Source organism: Ruegeria sp. C2 (assembly GCF_056537765.1).
In genome coordinates this window covers 1,559,471-1,576,279 of the sequence record NZ_JBQFRZ010000001.1, presented here as the reverse complement: position 1 = coordinate 1,576,279, position 16,809 = coordinate 1,559,471, and the positions used below count along the sequence as shown (strand labels likewise).

At 59.7% G+C, this 16,809-nt stretch carries 19 protein-coding genes; 13 read left to right on the top strand and 6 right to left on the bottom strand.

Features of this window, described 5'->3' with window-relative positions; translation table 11 throughout:
• Positions 1-80 precede the first annotated feature (80 nt).
• The 6 genes from ACR0IV_RS08005 to ACR0IV_RS07980 all read left to right on the top strand — a co-directional run bounded on the left by ACR0IV_RS08005 (position 81) and on the right by ACR0IV_RS07980 (position 6,361).
• Entirely contained in the window at positions 81-758 is a 678-nt protein-coding gene (locus tag ACR0IV_RS08005) for an SURF1 family protein (protein WP_480657108.1), read from the top strand.
• A complete protein-coding gene (gene thrC / locus ACR0IV_RS08000; protein ID WP_480657109.1) occupies positions 755-2,143 on the top strand; it encodes a threonine synthase in 1,389 nt (462 codons plus the stop codon). Before ACR0IV_RS08005 ends, thrC begins: the two co-directional genes overlap by 4 nt.
• On the top strand, positions 2,140-3,402 hold the full coding sequence (locus tag ACR0IV_RS07995) for a M16 family metallopeptidase (protein WP_480657110.1): 1,263 nt from the start codon (positions 2,140-2,142) through the stop codon (positions 3,400-3,402). Before thrC ends, ACR0IV_RS07995 begins: the two co-directional genes overlap by 4 nt.
• Complete coding sequence (locus ACR0IV_RS07990; RefSeq protein ID WP_480469170.1) at positions 3,402-3,986, top strand: GNAT family N-acetyltransferase; 585 nt, start codon at positions 3,402-3,404, stop codon at positions 3,984-3,986. The genes ACR0IV_RS07995 and ACR0IV_RS07990 overlap by 1 nt, the downstream gene beginning before the upstream one ends.
• 102 nt (positions 3,987-4,088) lie before the next feature.
• A complete protein-coding gene (locus ACR0IV_RS07985) occupies positions 4,089-4,907 on the top strand; it encodes an MBL fold metallo-hydrolase (protein WP_480657111.1) in 819 nt (272 codons plus the stop codon).
• 38 nt (positions 4,908-4,945) lie between these two features.
• Positions 4,946-6,361 (top strand): FAD-binding oxidoreductase, encoded by a 1,416-nt coding sequence (locus ACR0IV_RS07980; RefSeq protein WP_480657112.1) that lies wholly within the window; start codon positions 4,946-4,948, stop codon positions 6,359-6,361.
• Between the two features lie 36 nt (positions 6,362-6,397).
• Here the strand turns inward: ACR0IV_RS07980 and ACR0IV_RS07975 are convergent, their stop codons facing one another.
• Complete coding sequence (locus ACR0IV_RS07975) at positions 6,398-6,880, bottom strand: fasciclin domain-containing protein (protein ID WP_480469173.1); 483 nt, start codon at positions 6,878-6,880, stop codon at positions 6,398-6,400.
• Between the two features lie 170 nt (positions 6,881-7,050).
• A complete protein-coding gene (locus tag ACR0IV_RS07970) occupies positions 7,051-7,590 on the bottom strand; it encodes an adenine phosphoribosyltransferase (RefSeq protein WP_480469174.1) in 540 nt (179 codons plus the stop codon).
• Positions 7,591-7,913: 323 nt separating this feature from the next.
• Here ACR0IV_RS07970 and ACR0IV_RS07965 point away from each other — a divergent pair, with 323 nt between their 5' ends.
• Positions 7,914-8,087, top strand: a complete 174-nt coding sequence (locus ACR0IV_RS07965; protein WP_480469175.1) for a hypothetical protein — start codon at positions 7,914-7,916, stop codon at positions 8,085-8,087.
• Positions 8,088-8,089: 2 nt separating this feature from the next.
• Here ACR0IV_RS07965 and ACR0IV_RS07960 read toward each other — a convergent pair whose 3' ends face one another.
• Positions 8,090-8,719 carry a LysE family translocator gene (locus ACR0IV_RS07960; protein WP_480469176.1) on the bottom strand — a complete coding sequence of 210 codons (630 nt, stop codon included), beginning with the start codon at positions 8,717-8,719 and terminating at the stop codon, positions 8,090-8,092.
• A 52-nt stretch (positions 8,720-8,771) separates the two neighbouring features.
• On the bottom strand, positions 8,772-9,788 hold the full coding sequence (locus tag ACR0IV_RS07955; RefSeq protein WP_480657113.1) for a DUF418 domain-containing protein: 1,017 nt from the start codon (positions 9,786-9,788) through the stop codon (positions 8,772-8,774).
• Positions 9,789-10,011: 223 nt separating this feature from the next.
• On the opposite strand from ACR0IV_RS07955, the gene ACR0IV_RS07950 reads away from it, so the two are divergent.
• Positions 10,012-10,869 (top strand): alpha/beta hydrolase, encoded by an 858-nt coding sequence (locus ACR0IV_RS07950; RefSeq protein ID WP_480657114.1) that lies wholly within the window; start codon positions 10,012-10,014, stop codon positions 10,867-10,869.
• 2 nt (positions 10,870-10,871) lie between these two features.
• Here ACR0IV_RS07950 and ACR0IV_RS07945 read toward each other — a convergent pair whose 3' ends face one another.
• Positions 10,872-11,744, bottom strand: a complete 873-nt coding sequence (locus tag ACR0IV_RS07945) for an S-methyl-5'-thioadenosine phosphorylase (RefSeq protein WP_480469179.1) — start codon at positions 11,742-11,744, stop codon at positions 10,872-10,874.
• A 205-nt stretch (positions 11,745-11,949) separates the two neighbouring features.
• On the opposite strand from ACR0IV_RS07945, the gene ACR0IV_RS07940 reads away from it, so the two are divergent.
• Entirely contained in the window at positions 11,950-13,584 is a 1,635-nt protein-coding gene (locus ACR0IV_RS07940; protein WP_480469180.1) for a SulP family inorganic anion transporter, read from the top strand.
• 140 nt (positions 13,585-13,724) lie between these two features.
• On the opposite strand, the gene ACR0IV_RS07935 is transcribed toward ACR0IV_RS07940, so the two are convergent.
• Positions 13,725-14,330: a flavin reductase family protein gene (locus tag ACR0IV_RS07935; RefSeq protein WP_480657115.1), complete on the bottom strand. Its 606-nt coding sequence runs from the start codon at positions 14,328-14,330 to the stop codon at positions 13,725-13,727.
• A gap of 73 nt (positions 14,331-14,403) precedes the next feature.
• Here ACR0IV_RS07935 and ACR0IV_RS07930 point away from each other — a divergent pair, with 73 nt between their 5' ends.
• From ACR0IV_RS07930 to ACR0IV_RS07915, 4 genes are all read left to right on the top strand, one after another.
• Positions 14,404-14,898 (top strand): GNAT family N-acetyltransferase, encoded by a 495-nt coding sequence (locus tag ACR0IV_RS07930; protein WP_480469182.1) that lies wholly within the window; start codon positions 14,404-14,406, stop codon positions 14,896-14,898.
• Between the two features lie 53 nt (positions 14,899-14,951).
• Positions 14,952-15,701 carry an EcsC family protein gene (locus ACR0IV_RS07925; RefSeq protein WP_480657116.1) on the top strand — a complete coding sequence of 250 codons (750 nt, stop codon included), beginning with the start codon at positions 14,952-14,954 and terminating at the stop codon, positions 15,699-15,701.
• A 96-nt stretch (positions 15,702-15,797) separates the two neighbouring features.
• The gene (locus tag ACR0IV_RS07920; RefSeq protein ID WP_480657117.1) at positions 15,798-16,283 is read left to right on the top strand and encodes an NUDIX hydrolase; all 486 of its coding nucleotides are present in this window, start codon (positions 15,798-15,800) and stop codon (positions 16,281-16,283) included.
• 69 nt (positions 16,284-16,352) lie between these two features.
• The gene (locus tag ACR0IV_RS07915) at positions 16,353-16,808 is read left to right on the top strand and encodes a DUF1178 family protein (RefSeq protein WP_480657118.1); all 456 of its coding nucleotides are present in this window, start codon (positions 16,353-16,355) and stop codon (positions 16,806-16,808) included.
• The last annotated feature ends 1 nt before the right edge of the window (position 16,809 follow it).

Sequence of the window (16,809 nt, the reverse complement as noted above, 5' to 3'; positions counted from 1 at the left end):
CCGTACAATTGCATGGTTGCAATTCAGCCCGCGCGCGCCTTAACAAGACGCCGGTTCCCGATACGAGGTTTTACCCTGACATGCGCCGCACCCTGTTCCTGCTGATCATCGGCCTTGCCGGATTGGGCATATTGCTGTCGCTGGGCACCTGGCAGATTCAGCGGCTGGCATGGAAACAGAGCATACTGGCCGAGATCGACGCCCGTATCGCGGCAGCTCCGGTGACCTTGCCCGGGGCGGTTTCGGAAGATGCAGACAAGTACCTGCCCGTGACCGTAACCGGCGAGATGCTTCCGGGTGAAATTCATGTCCTGGTTTCGGTCAAACAGGTCGGGGCAGGGTACCGGATCATTCAGGCTTTCCGCAGCGAAGATCGGGCAATCTTGGTGGACCGGGGTTTTGTACCGACGACTGCGAAACAGATCGAACGGCTGACCGGGCCGATGGAGATCACGGGAAACCTGCACTGGCCGGATGAAGTGGACAGCTATACCCCCGAGGCGGATACCAGCAGCAACATCTGGTTCGCGCGGGATGTGCCCTCTCTGGCCGCTGCGTTGAAAACCGAGCCTGTGCTGCTGATCGCCCGGTCTGAAACCGACCCGAATGTGACGCCTTTGCCTGTGGACACAGCGGGCATCCCGAACGATCACCTACAATATGCAATCACCTGGTTTGGCCTAGCCCTGGTCTGGGCTGCGATGACCGGATACTTCCTGTGGCGCAGCCGTGCCAATTCTGAGAGTGACGCGATATGAAATACATCTCGACCCGTGGGCAAGCGCCCGAACTGACCTTTGAAGAGGCGATGCTGACCGGGCTTGCCCGTGACGGGGGCCTGTACCTGCCCGCCGAGATTCCGGTGATGACACAGGACGAGATCGCCGCTCTGGCCGGTCAGCCCTATGAGGAAATCGCGTTTCGCGTCATGTGGCCCTATGTCAGCGGCTCCTTCGCCGAGGACGAGTTCAAGGCGATCATCGCCCGTGCCTATGAAGGCTTCGGCCATGACGCCCGCGCGCCGTTGAAGCAATTGAACGAGAACCATTTCCTATTAGAACTGTTCCACGGCCCCACGCTGGCCTTCAAAGACTTTGCAATGCAGTTGATCGGCCAGCTGTTTCAGGTGGCCCTTAAGCGGCGCAATGACCGCGTGACCATCGTCGGCGCGACCAGCGGCGACACCGGCTCAGCCGCTATCGAAGCGTTTCGGGGGCTGGACGCGGTCGACGTGTTCATCCTGTATCCGCATGGCCGCGTGTCCGAGGTGCAGCGCCGTCAGATGACGACGCCTGCGGACAGCAATGTGCACGCGCTGGCCGTCGATGGAGATTTTGACGATTGCCAAGCCGCGCTGAAGGATATGTTCAACGATTTCGACTTCCGCGATGGTGTGAAGCTGGCCGGGGTGAACTCGATCAACTTTGCGCGGGTACTGGCGCAGATCGTTTATTACTTTTCGGCCGCCGTCAGCCTCGGCGCGCCACACCGGAAGGTCAGTTTCACTGTGCCAACCGGCAATTTCGGCGATATCTTCGCGGGCTATCTGGCCAAACGCATGGGTCTTCCTATCGATCGACTGGTGGTGGCAACCAACCAGAACGACATCCTGCATCGCTGTCTCTCGGGCGAAGGCTATTTCAAGGGCGACACCATCCCCTCGATCAGCCCGTCGATGGATATTCAGGTCAGCTCGAACTTTGAGCGTGCGCTGTATTATGCCTATGGCGAAGACGGCGGCGCGGTTGCGCAGTTGATGGACGAACTCAAGACCGGGGGCTTCAACGTCAGTCAAGGCGCGATGGAAGCGCTGCGCGAAAGTTTCGATTCAGGCCGTGTGTCCGAGGACGAGACGCTTGAAACGATTAAGCATACTCTGGCCCACAGCGCTGAACTGGTCTGCCCGCACACTGCCGTTGGCATCAAGGTCGCCGAAGAACACCGCGCGGCAGAGGTGCCGATGATCACGCTGGCCACCGCGCATCCTGCAAAATTCCCGGCAGCGGTCGAGAAGGCGAGCGGCGAACATCCGCCTCTTCCATCCCGCATGTCTGATCTGTATGAACGTCCGGAACGGGTGACCCGCATTGCCAACGATCTGGGCGCCCTTGAGGATCATATCAAAAGGCACATCGCTGAGTGACTGTCAGACAAGACCAACTGAAGAACGGCTTTCGTATCGTCAGTGAACATATGCCGGGGCTGCAATCTGCGGCCATCGGCATCTGGGTGACCGCCGGCGGGCGGCATGAGCGGATCGAACAGAACGGAATCGCGCATTTCCTTGAGCATATGGCCTTCAAGGGAACCGAGCGACGTTCCGCGCTGCAAATCGCCGAGGCCATCGAGGATGTGGGTGGATACATCAACGCTTACACCTCGCGCGAGGTCACAGCCTACTATGCGCGTGTGCTGAAAGACGATGTGGCGCTGGCGATGGACGTGATCGGCGATATCGTTCTGAACCCGGTCTTTGATCCGCGCGAGATCGAGGTCGAGCGTGGCGTGATCCTGCAGGAGATCGGTCAGGCCTATGACACGCCCGACGATGTGATCTTTGACTGGCTGCAGGAGCAGAGTTATCACGACCAGCCCCTTGGCCGCACCATTCTGGGACCAACCGAGCGCGTCAGTGCGTTTTCACGCGAGGACTTGTCAGGTTTCGTGGCCGAACACTACGGGCCGGAACAGATGATCCTGTCTGCTGCAGGGGCGGTGGATCACGACCAGCTGATGAAAATGGCCGAAGAGATGTTTGGCCATCTGCGGCCGCGCAAGGGTTTGACGCCCGACGCTGCACGGTTCACCGGAGGCGAGGCCCGGCAGGAAAAGGAGCTGGAGCAGGCCCACTTCGCGCTGGCGCTGGAAAGCCCCGGGTATCGCGATGACGCGATCTATACAGCGCAGATCTATTCGACGGCATTGGGTGGCGGCATGTCCTCGCGCCTGTTTCAGGAAGTGCGTGAGACGCGTGGGCTGTGCTACACGATTTTCGCCCAGACCGGGGCCTATGCCGATACCGGTACGACAACGATCTATGCGGGCACTTCGGCCGATCAGGTGGGCGAACTAGCGACGATCACTATCGACGAGATGAAGCGCGCGGCGGAAGACATGAGCCCTGAAGAGGTCGCCCGCGCGCGGGCGCAGATGAAAGCCGGGATGCTGATGGGGCTGGAAAGCCCGTCAAACCGGGCCGAACGTCTGGCGCGGTTGGTGCAGATCTGGGGGCGGGTGCCTTCGCTTGAGGACACGGTTGCCAAGATCGATGCGGTCAGCACCGAAGATGTGCGCGCCTTTGCGGAAGAAATGGCAGTGCAGGCCCCGGCGGCGCTGGCGCTTTATGGCCCCATCTCGGGCGCGCCGACATTGGGGGAACTGCAGGAGAGGCGTGCGGCGTGATGCTGTTGGGCAGACGCAAGCTGAAACTCGAAACCGAGCGCCTGACTCTGCGCCCGCCCATCCATTCCGACTTCAACGACTGGACCGCGCTGCGGCGGTCGTCAAAAGATTATCTGGTGCCGTGGGAGCCTGTCTGGGCCAACGATCATCTGAGCCGGAAATCGTTTACCAACCGGGTCTATTGGGCGCAGCGTTCGGTGGCCAGTGGAACGGCGATCCCGTTGTTTCTGTTCCGCCGCAGCGATGATGTGCTGCTGGGGGCGATCACGCTGGACAACATACGGCGGGGTCCGGCCCAGGCGGGAACGCTGGGCTATTGGACCGGTGAGACCTATGCGCGGCAGGGCTTCATGCGTGAGGCGATCGGGGCGGTTGTGCATTACGCCTTTACCCGGCTGGATCTGAGCCGGATCGAGGCGGCCTGTCTTCCGGAAAACAAGGCTTCACGTGGGTTGTTGGAAAGTTCGGGGTTCAAATACGAGGGCGTGGCGCAGTCTTATCTGCAGATCAATGGGCGGTGGCGGACGCATGTGCTCTATGCTTCTTTGCGGTCTGATCGGCGGGGCAAGACCGACGCGGGGTAGAGGGCTCTGCCCCCGCCGCGGCAAGCCGCGCCTCCCCCGGGATATTTTCGGCCAGATGAACAAGGGGCATGACTTGCTGACGTTCTGCGCTACACTCCCGTCATGCGGTGGATTGTTTTTGGGCTGATGATGTTTGCAGGCGGGGCGGTGGCGCAGGAGCGCCGGCCAAGCCATTGCATAGCTATCGCGGATGCGGCGCCCGGGATCGAGTATCTGCACAAGGCGGCCTGGCAGGACCCGGTTCCCGAGTTTTCGGTGCGGATCAGCTATGTCGCACATGCCTCGTTTCTGATCCAGACGCAGGGCGGGTTGAATGCGGTTACGGATTTTACCGGGTTCATCGGAGGCGCTGATCTGATTCCGGATGTGGTGACCATGAATCACGCGCATAGCACCCATTGGACCGCGCATCCCGATCCGGCGATACCGCATGCGCTGCCAGGCTGGGGCGAGTTCGGGCAGGGGATCGACCACTATCTCGATCTGGGTGAGATGTTGGTGCGCAATGTCTCGACCGACATTCGCTCAACCTATGGCGGGGTCGAGGAACGCGGGAATTCGATCTTCGTGTTCGAGGTCGAGGGGCTGTGTATCGGACATCTGGGTCATCTGCATCATATCCCCTCGGACGAGCAGTTTGCGGCGCTTGGGCGGTTGGATGTGGTCATGGCAGCGGTGGATGGCGGCACGACGATGCCGTTGCCCGAGATGATCGAGGTGCTGAAACGGCTGAAAAGCTCGGTGATCATACCGATGCACTGGTTCTCGGGCTTTTCGCTGGAGCGATTTCTGGTGGATATCCGGGATACGTTTCCGGTGCAGCGCGATGGGGTGTCCGAGATCGTTGTTTCGTTGCGGACCTTGCCGGACCGTCCCACCGTAGTGGTGTTGGAGCCGCAATATCTGATCGATCTGGAATAGGGCTTGTCGCTGGTGATCGCCTTTGGCAGGGATGGTGTATGGAACTGAACCCCGCCGATGAAAATTTTGCCCGCGTTATCCGCAACGCGCTCGGTAACGATGTGCTGCGCGCGCTTGAGGATCGCTATCTTGAAGAACCGCGTCGTCGGTTTGTCGGTCAGGGTGGTTTGCTGGCGATGCCGCGCTCGGTCGAGGAAGTCTCGGCGCTTGTGCGATATGCGCATGAGGCGCGAGTCCCGGTTGTGCCTTATGGCGGCGGGACCGGGTTGGTTGGCGGTCAGGTGATGGCAGAGGGTCCTGTGCCGTTGATCCTGTCACTGGAGCGCATGACCGCGATCCGTGCGATCTATCCAACCGAGAACATAATGATCGCCGAGGGTGGTGCGATCCTGGCGGATATACAGGCCGCAGCAGAACAGGCTGACCGGTTGTTCCCGCTGTCACTGGCGGCGCAGGGCTCTTGCCGGATCGGCGGCAATCTGGCCACCAATGCGGGCGGAGTGAACGTGCTGCGCTATGGCAACGCGCGCGATCTGTGCCTAGGGCTTGAGGCGGTTTTGCCCAGTGGCGAGATCTGGCATGGGCTGAGCCGGTTGCGCAAAGACAACACCGGCTTTGATCTGCGCAACCTTCTGATCGGGTCAGAAGGAACGCTGGGCATCATAACCGCAGCGGCTTTGAAGCTGTTTCCGCGACCTAATGCGGTCGGAACGGCGATGTTTCAGGTGGCATCACCTGAAGCGGCGATTGACCTGCTGTCACTGTCGCGCGATCGGGTGGGCGAGGCTGTCAGTACCTTCGAGCTGATCCACCGGCAAGGTTTGCAATTTCTGACCGAGGTTCTGCCTGATGTCCGGCAACCCTTTACGGAGCAGCCCGAATGGTCCGTTCTGATCGAACTCGGCCTGTCAGAGGGGCAGGACCCTTCTGAGATCCTTGAGATGCTCTATGCGAATGCCGAGGCACGCGGGTTGGTCAATGACGGCGTGATTGCCCAGAGCGAGGCACAACGTGCCGAGCTTTGGGCCGTGCGCGAGAACATACCGGAAGCCAACCGGTTGATCGGGTCCGTGTCCAGCCATGATATATCGGTTCCGATCTCTGACATCCCCGAGTTTATTCGGCAGGGTGAAAAGGTCGTCGCCGCGCTGGGGTCTTTTCGCCTGAATTGTTTTGGGCATCTGGGGGACGGTAATCTGCATTACAACGTATTTCCTCCGCCGGGGCATGACCGGGCGGAATACGTTGGGCAAAGGGCCGCAATCAAACGCGCCGTGCATGACCTTGTGCATGCGTTTGGCGGCTCGGTCAGCGCGGAACATGGTATCGGGCGTCTGAAGACGGAAGATTTGGCGCGGTATGGCGATCCGGTCAGGTTGAGCGCGATGCGGGCCATCAAGGATGCATTGGACCCGCTCGGGATCATGAACCCCGGCGCCGTATTGCCGGGGTGACCGCGGCCCGGGACAGTGCCAGGCCGCGATCCTGCGTTAGGACGCTGGCAAAATGACTTTGTCGATCACATGGATCACGCCATTTTCAGCCTCGATATCGGCCTGGACGACGTTGGCGTCATTGATCATCACGCCGTTATCCAGATCCACCGTGATATCTCCGCCCTGAACGGTTGCAGCGGTCATATCGTCGGACAGATCGCCCGACATCACCTTACCCGGCACCACGTGATAGGTCAGAATGGCGACCAGCTGATCCTTGTTTTCCGGCTTCAGCAGGTTTTCCACCGTACCTTCGGGCAGGGCAGCGAACGCTTCATCGGTGGGGGCAAAGACAGTGAAAGGGCCTTCACCCTTCAAAGTATCGACCAGCTCGGCGGCCTGAACCGCGGCAACAAGCGTTTCAAAGCTGCCCGCGTTCACCGCAGTGTCGACGATATCTTTGGAGTGGCCGTCCGCGAGGGCTGCGGTGGACAACAGAATGCCAGCTACTCCGGCAACAGCGTATTTGCGCAACATGATAAGGTTCCCTGGTTGAGAATGCCCTAAGTGGCATCAACCAATCTACGCAGTCGGGTCGCTGGGGGATCACAGATTTTGAACGCTTTTGTTTCTTGAATTAGGCGGCTTGCGCGCTAAGCCATCGGGCCGCCCAAATTCCAATCACAAGTTTGTGAAAAGCGTGACGGTCAGAGCCCTTCGAACTCGCACAGAACATGCACGTCCATGCCCAGATCTTCCAGAACTTTGCGCCCGCCCAATTCGGGCAGGTCAATGATGAACGCGCAGGAAATGATTTCTCCGCCCAGCCGTTCGATCAGTTTGATCCCGGCTGCAGCTGTGCCGCCGGTGGCCAGCAGATCGTCGACGACCAGAATCTTCTCGCCCGGCTGGATGGCGTCGTCGTGGATTTCCACGATGGCCTCGCCATATTCCAGCTTATAATCCTGACTGATCGTGGTGCCCGGCAGTTTGCCTTTCTTGCGGATCGGCACGAAACCAACGCTCAGTTGGTGCGCTATGGCGCCGCCCAGAATGAAGCCGCGTGCCTCAAGGCCCACAACCTTGTCGATCCGTTCGCCCGCATAGGGGTGCAGCATCTGGTCAATCGCCATGCGGAACCCGCGCGGGTCGGCAAACAGGGTGGTGACATCGCGGAACATGATCCCCTCATGCGGGAAATCGACGATGGTCCGAATGTAATCCTTGACCGTTTTGTTTCTGGACATGGGTCACCCTTTTGGCATCAAACACGCGGGGGTGTTTGGCCCATCAGGGACGGTCATGCAAGAGAACTTTGGGCCCTGCGGCTACTTGCGGCGGCGGCTGATGACGTTTGGCAGGCCATAGTACCGATACAAGGCGTCCGGCAACCATGACAGGTGCGGTTTACGCCAGTTGCGTTGATCCCGAAGAAGAAAAGCCTGCGCGACATGAAGGTTCATTGCTTTAATCTCACTTTTGTTGTTATGTGCCCGATATCTACATTTTCTATGCTATGTATATACATTGCATCGCGATATGAATCAAGGTCTGAACGGGGTCGGGGCGCGTGGCTAAGAAAGACGGAAAGAAATCCACAAAGAAAAACAGTCAGTTGGTCCTGCGTCTCGATAAGGATGAGCGAGACGCATTTGTAGAGCTGTGTAAGGAACTGGACACGTCAGCCGCACGCGAAATCCGCCGGTTCATCCGGGGATTCATGAAGGAAAACGCGGAAGAATAAGTTCAGGCAGGGCGACGCAGGACTGCGGTGGCGACGCCCATTCCGATCAAGGTCAACCCTCCGAACCGGGTCATGGCGGTGATGACGCTTGCGCGCCCGATCATGCGGCGCAATCGGTCCGCCAGCAGCGCGTAGGCCAGCGCGTTCAGCCCAGCCAGGCCAACAAAAGTGGCAATCAGGATCGCGAACTGCGGGCCGAGCGGGTCCGCCGGGCGCAGAAACTGTGGCACGAACGCGATGAAGAACGCGATGGATTTCGGGTTCAGTGCGGTTACCGCCGCGGCGTGGCCAAAAACGCTGCGGGCGGTGACATCACGTTTGGTCTCGACAGCCTGCAACCCGCCCGAAGGTGCACTGCGCAGCAGCTTGATGCCCAACCAGACCAGATAAACAGCACCAACCCATTTCAGCACAGTGAACAGAGTGGCCGAGGCCAGTACCAGCGCGCCCAACCCCAACAACGACGCAGTCATCGCCACAAGATCACCCAGAGCCACGCCGGTCGCCGAGGCAACGGCGACGCTGCGCCCTTTCGACAACGCATAGCTGAGCACAAGCAACACAGTGGGGCCGGGGATCAGCAGCAGCGCGGTCGATGCGGCCACAAAAGCCAGCCAGAGTTCTAACGACATGAGTTGTCCTATCGGTGCGTTTCCGACACCAAGCCCCGTTGCGACGGCAACGTCAACCCTTTGCGCGCTCGGTCACACGCCGCATCACCGCCTCCAACGGGCCGCGCTTGAATTTAAGGGACCAAAGTCGTGCAAAAACCGAAGACAACGCGCAAAAAAGCAGCGCGAGTAGCACAATCTGCGGTGCGCTCAGCGACCCGTCGAGTAGTCCGAACGCTTCCAACAGGCCCATCCCGATCAGAATATGCGCCATGTAAAGGGTCAGGCTCTGCCGTCCCGGTGCGGTCAGGAACGGACCGATCCGGCTGCGCTCGACCACTGGCCAGAGTTTCAGCAGCAGACCGATCACCACGCAGGCTGTGCCGGTCCCCGCCACGATATAGAACGGTCCGGGTGGGATGGATGCAGTCCCCAGATAGGCGACCAACTCCGGGTCTGAGGTCATCATCTGTGGAAACAGCGCCAGCACCGCCGCGCCAAAGCCCCACATGATCATCCGATGCTGAATGCAGAGCGTCCGGATATCGGATCGCCCGATCGCCATCCCGATCAGCAGGAAAGCGGCCCAAGGCAGCACCGGATGCCAGCCGTTGAACATTGTGTTGCGCAGAAAACCGGGCAGGGTCCAAAGGTCGGTATAGACCAGCGCTTGCCAATCCCAGCCCCGGTCATAGTCAAGAACCAGATTGGCAATCACCGCGAGGATAACGATCCCCAGCGCGCCCAGCCATAACCCGCGTTGCGAGGCTGTCAGAAACATCGCCCCCACCACAAAGTAGAGCGCATAGAAATGGAGGATATCGGCATCAAACACTGTCATGTTGATCAGGCCGATTACAAACAGAAACGCAGCACGGCGCAGCAGCACTCCCGCCGGGATGCGCGACAACCCGATGCCGATCCCCGCCAGAACAACAAACAAAGCTGCTGCGCGCCCTTCAAGTGCATTGATCAGGATCGAGGCCCAATCCGTGCCTGGCGCAACCTCAGCTGCGATGCGGAAATTCACTAAAACCATGCCGCAGAAGGCCAGAAACCGGGCCGCATCCAACGCCTCTAATCGTTTCATCAGACCTCGCAAATTTGGTAGCGGGCGGCTAAGTGCCTGCTCCTTCTCTGATATTCAGCATCAACATGGCAAGGCATGAGGCCAATTCAACCTTTTACGAGCGCAATAGCCGGGTGTTCTGACATCAGCGCAATAGGCTTAAGACTGGATGAAGCTTGATTCATATATCTTGAAACCTCCCTATGAGCCCCCAGACTCGCAGTGCAACCCAAAGGAAGAGGCGATGGCAGAGACGCAGTATTCAGATGCGAGATTGGGCAACGTCCATTTCGGTATCGGGCGCGCGAAACGCGTGTTGCTTGGCCTCCTGCTGGCCGGGGCCGTTATCTATGCCTCTGTCCTTGGCTATATGTATTTCAGCCAGCAATCGCTACTTTATAAGCCCGATGGCGAGTTGCCTGATCCGGCTTCTGTCGGGTTGGCGGATGTCGATGCATTGTCGCTGCCAATGGCCGATGGCACCGTACTGACTGTCTGGGCTGCCCCCGCCGCAATCGCTGATGCGCCGACGGTTCTGTTCTTCCACGGTCAAAGCGGAAATCTGGGCGACCGGGCCGACCGACTGCGTGAGATCCTGAACTCAGGCTATGGCCTGCTTGCGCCCAGCTATCGCGGATTTCCGGGCAGCGAGGGCGAACCCTCTGAACTGGCTCTGATCTCTGACGGTATTCAGCTTTACGACCGGCTGATTGGAGAAGGCGAGAAAGTGGTCCTGCATGGCCAGAGCCTCGGCACCGGCATCGCTGCTGCCGTAGCCCAGCAACGGCCCGGCGCAGAATTGTTAGTACTTGAGGCTCCGTTCACCGCAACCGTCGACGTCGCGGCTGAACGTTACCCGCTGCTGCCGGTCTCAGCGCTGATGAAAGATCAATTTGCAACGCGCAATCTGATCGAAAAGATCACAGTGCCAACGCTGATCTTCCATGGCACCATGGACGAGACCATCCCCCTGCACCACGGACAAGCCCTGGCCGAGATGTCCGACACCGCGCAGCTTTATGTGATCCCCGACGGCACTCATAACGACCTCTGGTCACATGGTCTGTGGGATAATGTACAGCAAACCCTGTCGCAAAACTGAGGTCAGAGCACCCGCCCAGCCACCGCATCCAGCTTGGCCAGCAAAGCCGGGTCGCGTTTTTCAGGGGCGGTCAGGATGGCATATTCCAGTGCCCGGTCACAGCCATGCGGGCAGGGCTCACGCTTGGCCCCCAGCAAGGCGGGCAGGCCCTTGACCAGCGCCCGGCCTTTCTCGGCATTGCCGGTCAGCGTGGCGATGATGGCGGCCACGTCGACCTCGCCGTGATCCGGGTGCCAACTGTCATAGTCGGTGACCATGGCGATTGAGGCATAACAAAGCTCGGCTTCGCGGGCCAACTTCGCTTCGGGCATGTTCGTCATGCCGATCACGTCACACCCCCATTGCTCGCGATACATCTTGGATTCCGCCAGCGAGGAAAACTGCGGCCCCTCCATCGCCAGATAGGTGCCACCGCGATGGATGGTAATGCCGGCGGCCTTGCCTGCGGTCTCACATGCATCAGACAGGCGCGGACAAGTGGGATGCGCCACACTGACATGGGCAACGCAGCCGGTTCCGAAAAAGCTCTTTTCCCGCGCAAAAGTCCGGTCGATGAACTGATCCACGATCACAAAATCACCCGGTGCCATGTGTTCGCGAAACGATCCGCAGGCCGAGACCGAGATCACATCCGTCATCCCCAACCGTTTCAGGGCGTCGATATTGGCGCGATAGGGCACCTCGGTCGGGGAGTGCACGTGGCCACGCCCATGACGCGGCAGGAACGCCATCTCGACCCCGCCCAGCGATCCGGTCAGGATCTGATCCGACGGCGCGCCCCAAGGCGTTTCCACCGTAACCCATTCGGCATTTTCCAGACCATCGATGTCATAAATGCCCGATCCTCCGATGACGGCGATTTTTGTTTGGGTCACGATCATTCTCCGTTGAAAATTCCTGCTGAGAGAGTTCTGCGGGCCACAGCCGTTTTTGACAAGTGGCTTCAACGGTTTGCGCGTAATTCGCGCAAGCTATGCGCCTGATGCATGTCTGGGTCCCACCACGCGCGGTATCTCAAGATGCTTTTGGCCGCTAGAAGGCCCCTTTCGCGCGAACATAACCGACCGACAGGACTGATCCATGCCCCGAGCCTTGCTGGCAAGCTTTGCCAATCGCCTAGCCATACCCGATCTGCGCTGGGTGCCCGATGAAGGGCTGACCTTCTCCCGCCTGCGGATCGAACTGCTGTCTGGTCTCACCGTTGCTCTGGCGCTCGTACCCGAAGCCGTGGCCTTTGCCTTTGTCGCTGGGGTGCACCCGCTGGTCGGCCTGTATGCCGCCTTTCTGGTGGGCCTGATCACGGCGCTGATTGGTGGTCGTCCGGGCATGATCTCAGGCGCAACCGGCGCGCTGGCCGTGGTCATGGTCGCTCTGGTCGCGCAGCACGGGGTCGAATACCTGTTCGCGACTGTAGTGCTGATGGGGATCATGCAGATCATCGCGGGGGCGATGCATTGGGGCCGCTTCATCCGTCTCGTGCCGCATCCGGTGATGCTGGGCTTTGTGAACGGCCTTGCGATTGTGATTTTTCTGGCGCAGTTGGGTCAGTTCAAAGTCCCCGGCACCATGGAAAACACGGGCCACGGTATGGGCGGCGGAGAATGGCTCTCGGGCATGCAGCTTTATACCATGCTGGGTCTGGTCGCGCTGACCATGGCAGTGATCTGGGTCATGCCCCGCATCACCCGCATCATCCCAGCGCCTCTGGCTGGCATTGTGGTCGTGGCCGCATTGGTCATCGGCGTCGGGCTGGACGTTCCGCGCGTTGGCGATCTGGCCTCGATCGAGGGTGGCTTGCCAAGCTTCCACATCCCGATGGTGCCGCTGAACTGGGAAACTTTCGAAATCATCCTGCCCTATGCCCTGATCCTCGCTGCCATTGGCCTGATCGAATCCCTGCTGACCCTGAACCTCGTGGGTGAGATTACCAACAAACGCGGAGGTGCCTCGCAGGAGTGCATCGCGCAGGGCACCGCCAACGTGGTTACCGGCTTCTTCGGAGGCATGGGCGGCTGCGCGATGATCGGTCAGTCGATGATCAACGTGAAATCGGGCGGGCGCACGCGTATCGCAGGCATCGCTGCGGCGCTGTTCCTGCTGCTGTTCATCCTCGTCGGGTCATCCCTGATCGAGCAGATCCCGCTGGCCGCGCTGGTGGGGGTGATGTTCATGGTTGTGATCGGAACCTTCGCCTGGAACTCTCTGAATATCCTGCGCAAAGTGCCTCTGACAGACGCGTTCGTGATCGTACTGGTGACTGTGGTGACGGTGATGGAAGACCTTGCTGTCGCCGTTGTGGTTGGTGTGATTGTCTCGGCCCTGGCCTATGCATGGAACAACGCCAAACGCATCCACGCCGTCACTCGGGACTCCGCTACCGAAGAGGGCGCAAAGGTTTACGAAATCCAGGGTCCGCTGTTCTTTGGTTCGTCCGAAGGGTTTGTGGAACTGTTTGACGTACCCAATGACCCTGAAACCGTGATCATCGACTTTGCAGCCAGCCGCGTAGTCGACCAATCCGCCCTTCAGGCCATCGAGAACATTGCCGCCAAATACGAGGCGGCCGGCAAGCGCGTCATGCTGCGGCACCTGAGCCGCGACTGTCATAAGCTGCTGAACAAGGCCGGCCACCTGATGGTCGACAGTGATGACGACCCGGATTACGAACTGGCTGTCGATTATTCTGTCCGAACCGGTATTTTGGGCGGCCACTGATGATATTTTGCGAGGCTCTGCCTCGCGCTCCGAGATATTTGGGGCCAGATGAAGAACGGATCCCCTGCTTCATCTGGCTATAAATATCTCGGGGGAGACGCCCGAAGGGCGGCGGGGGCAGAGCCCCCATTTCCAACCTTTCAATCGTCGGGACGGTTGAGCGAGAACAATTCCGTCACAACTGAATAATCCCGATAGCCCAATCTGGCGACGGGGTTGAACGAGGTGACGTCAAACTTGCCATCGATGATGTGATCGTCGTGCAGATGCACGCCGGTGACCTCTCCGAACACCACCCGGTTGGCCTCACCGGGAAGCGTGACGATCTGCGTGAGCTTGCATTCCAGCGCCGCGGGTGCCCCTGCAACCCGCGCGCAACTGATGGTTTCACATTCAACCGGTGTCAGCCCTGCATGGGCGAACTCATCGATATGCTTCGGCAGACCTTCCGAGCTGGCATTCATGGCGTCGCGATGCGCGTGCGCCACGATGTTGACACAGAATACGCCCGTGGCCTCGATATTGGCGATACTGTCCTTGCCGCCATTCTGATCGTGTTTCGTGCCGGTTGAGGCAAACATCACCTGCGGCGGTGTATAGGCGACCCCGTTGAAGAAGGAATAGGGGGCCAGGTTATTGATCCCTTCAGCATCGCGCGTCGATATCCAGCCGATCGGACGGGGCGTTATGATGGCGTTGAAAGGGTTGTGCGGCAGGCCGTGGCCGTCTTCGGGGCGATAGAACATCAAGGTCTCCAAGCATTTGCCCAAGGCGTATCGAAGTGCTAGGGCGAATTCCAGCAAGGAAAAGAGGGCGCGCGTGCAGCAATTCAGGATCAGGCCGGAGGCGCCGGATGATTGGTGGGAGGTCGAGGCCCTTTATGACCTGTGCTTTGCGCCCGGGCGCGAGGCGCTGTCATCCTACCGTTTGCGCGATGATGTGCCGCCTGTCGCGGGCCTTTCGCAGGTCGCACGCGACGGGCAGGGTATTCTGGCGGGCGCAATCCGGTTCTGGCCTGTGCATGTGGGTGAACACGACGCGTTATTGCTGGGCCCTGTCGCCGTGCATCCGACCCATCAGGGGGAAGGGCTGGGCGGTTATCTGATCCATCAGGGGGTCGAAGCCGGGCGCGCCAAAGGCTGGGATCGCGTCATGCTGGTGGGCGATGCACCCTATTATGCGCGGTTTGGTTTTTCTCGGCTCACAGGTGTTGAGATGCCGCCGCCTACAAACCCGGAACGGGTACTTGGGCTGGAACTCAACCCCGGGGTTTGGTCTGGAATTCAAGGGCTTGTCACTCGTTGGAGCCATTGACCCATTGAAAAACCTCTGCAAAGTGCCGATGTTTTTAAGACAGGAGGGCACTGATGCAGGACGTAGTCCTTGTCGAAAAACTTGATCCCGAGGCCGAGCTTGACCGCTTGGCGCAGCTTTACGCCTCTGCTGGAGGCTCCGGGGTTACTTTATTGAACAAGCTGGGCGGGTCGGCAGAGTCTTTGCTGGAACAGCTGCCCGAACCGGTGCGGCTTGGCCTGACCGAGGCCACCGAGCAGGCGCTTTGGCTTGCGATGCATGCCGCCGAGGGCTCGCGTCGTGCCGTGCCGGATCAAAAACCTTGGATCAATACGGCGTTGACTACGGCGATGGGTGCCGCCGGGGGGCTTGGGGGTGTGTCGACTGCTTTGATCGAGTTGCCCGCCACCACAGCGATGATCCTGCGTGCGATACAGGGCGCTGCGGCGCGGGAAGGGTTTGATCCGACGGCCGAGAACGTGAAATTCGACTCGATCCGGGTGCTGTCCGCCGCCGGGCCGCTGGAGAAGGATGATGGCGCTGATCTGGGGTTCTTTTCGATGCGTCTGACGCTGACTGGCCCCGCAATGCAACGCCTGATTGCCATGGTGGCGCCGCGTCTGTCCGTTGTTCTTGGGCAGAAACTTGCGGCTCAGTCTGTTCCGCTTTTGGGCGCGCTGGCCGGAGGGGGCACGAACTTCATCTACACGCGATATTATCAGCAGATCGCGCATGTCCATTTTGGGCTGCGACGTTTGGCAATCGACGCGGATATCCCGCATGATGAGCTGGTGAGACGTCTTTCGGGACGCATGGCTGCCTGAGGTAAGCCACGCAAAAAGCTTGGCTCATGTCCCAGTATGTGGTATTTTTCACTGTATAAACCGCAACATAAGCGGAGCGAGCAGTGAGTATGGACCGTGTTTGATGGGCGCAGTCGCGCGACGACAGATGGGCTTTCGACCGAAAGCCTCTCGCTTTCCGGGGCGCTGCCGATCTACTCTCAGGCGGCGGCCTTGTGTTATCGGGTCGATGCGGGCCAGCCTCAGATATTGCTGGTAACGACACGCAGGGCGCGGCGTTGGATCATTCCCAAAGGGTGGTTGATCAACGGGATCAGCCCATCACAGACAGCCGCCCGCGAGGCCTGGGAAGAGGCTGGTGTGCTGGGCGTTTGCGGCACCGAGAGGCTAGGGCGTTTCGCCTATGTCAAGAACAGGCCCAACAAGGCGTCAGCGTTGTGCCTAGTTGATGTGTTTCCTCTGCATGTGCGGCAGATGGCGACACATTTCCCCGAGGCCGGGGAACGCAGGCGCAAATGGCTGTCGCCCAAGAAGGCCGCACAGCGGGTGGCGTCGCCTGAACTGGCTTCACTCCTGCGTGGATTCGGACATCTCGCGCAATAGAGGCAAGATCAAGACTTGATATTGCCATGTTGGTCGGTATCTATTCGGCAACCGTATTCTGGACCTGTGATGATTCAATACGCATTGAAATGTAGCAACGGCCACAGCTTTGACAGCTGGTTTCAGTCCGCAGCCGCCTATGACAAACTGTCGGCTGCTGGGATGGTCACCTGCGCTGTTTGCGGCTGCGAAAACGTGGAAAAGGCGATCATGACGCCGCGGGTCCGACCTGCGCGCACGGCGGTTGCCGAACAGGTTCCGACCAGCCCGGACTCAGATCAGATCAGCATGTCTACCCCGTCGCCTGACGTCGAACAGGTTCTGTCCGAATTGCGCCGCAAGGTCGAAGAGAATTCGGATTACGTCGGTCAGGATTTCGCCAAGGAAGCCCGAAAGATACATCTGGGGGACGCGCCTGAACGTGCAATCTATGGCGAAGCCAAGCCCGAGGAAGCCCGCGCATTGGTCGAAGACGGCGTGCCGGTGGCGCCCTTGCCTTTTGTCCCCTCGCGAAAGACCAACTGAT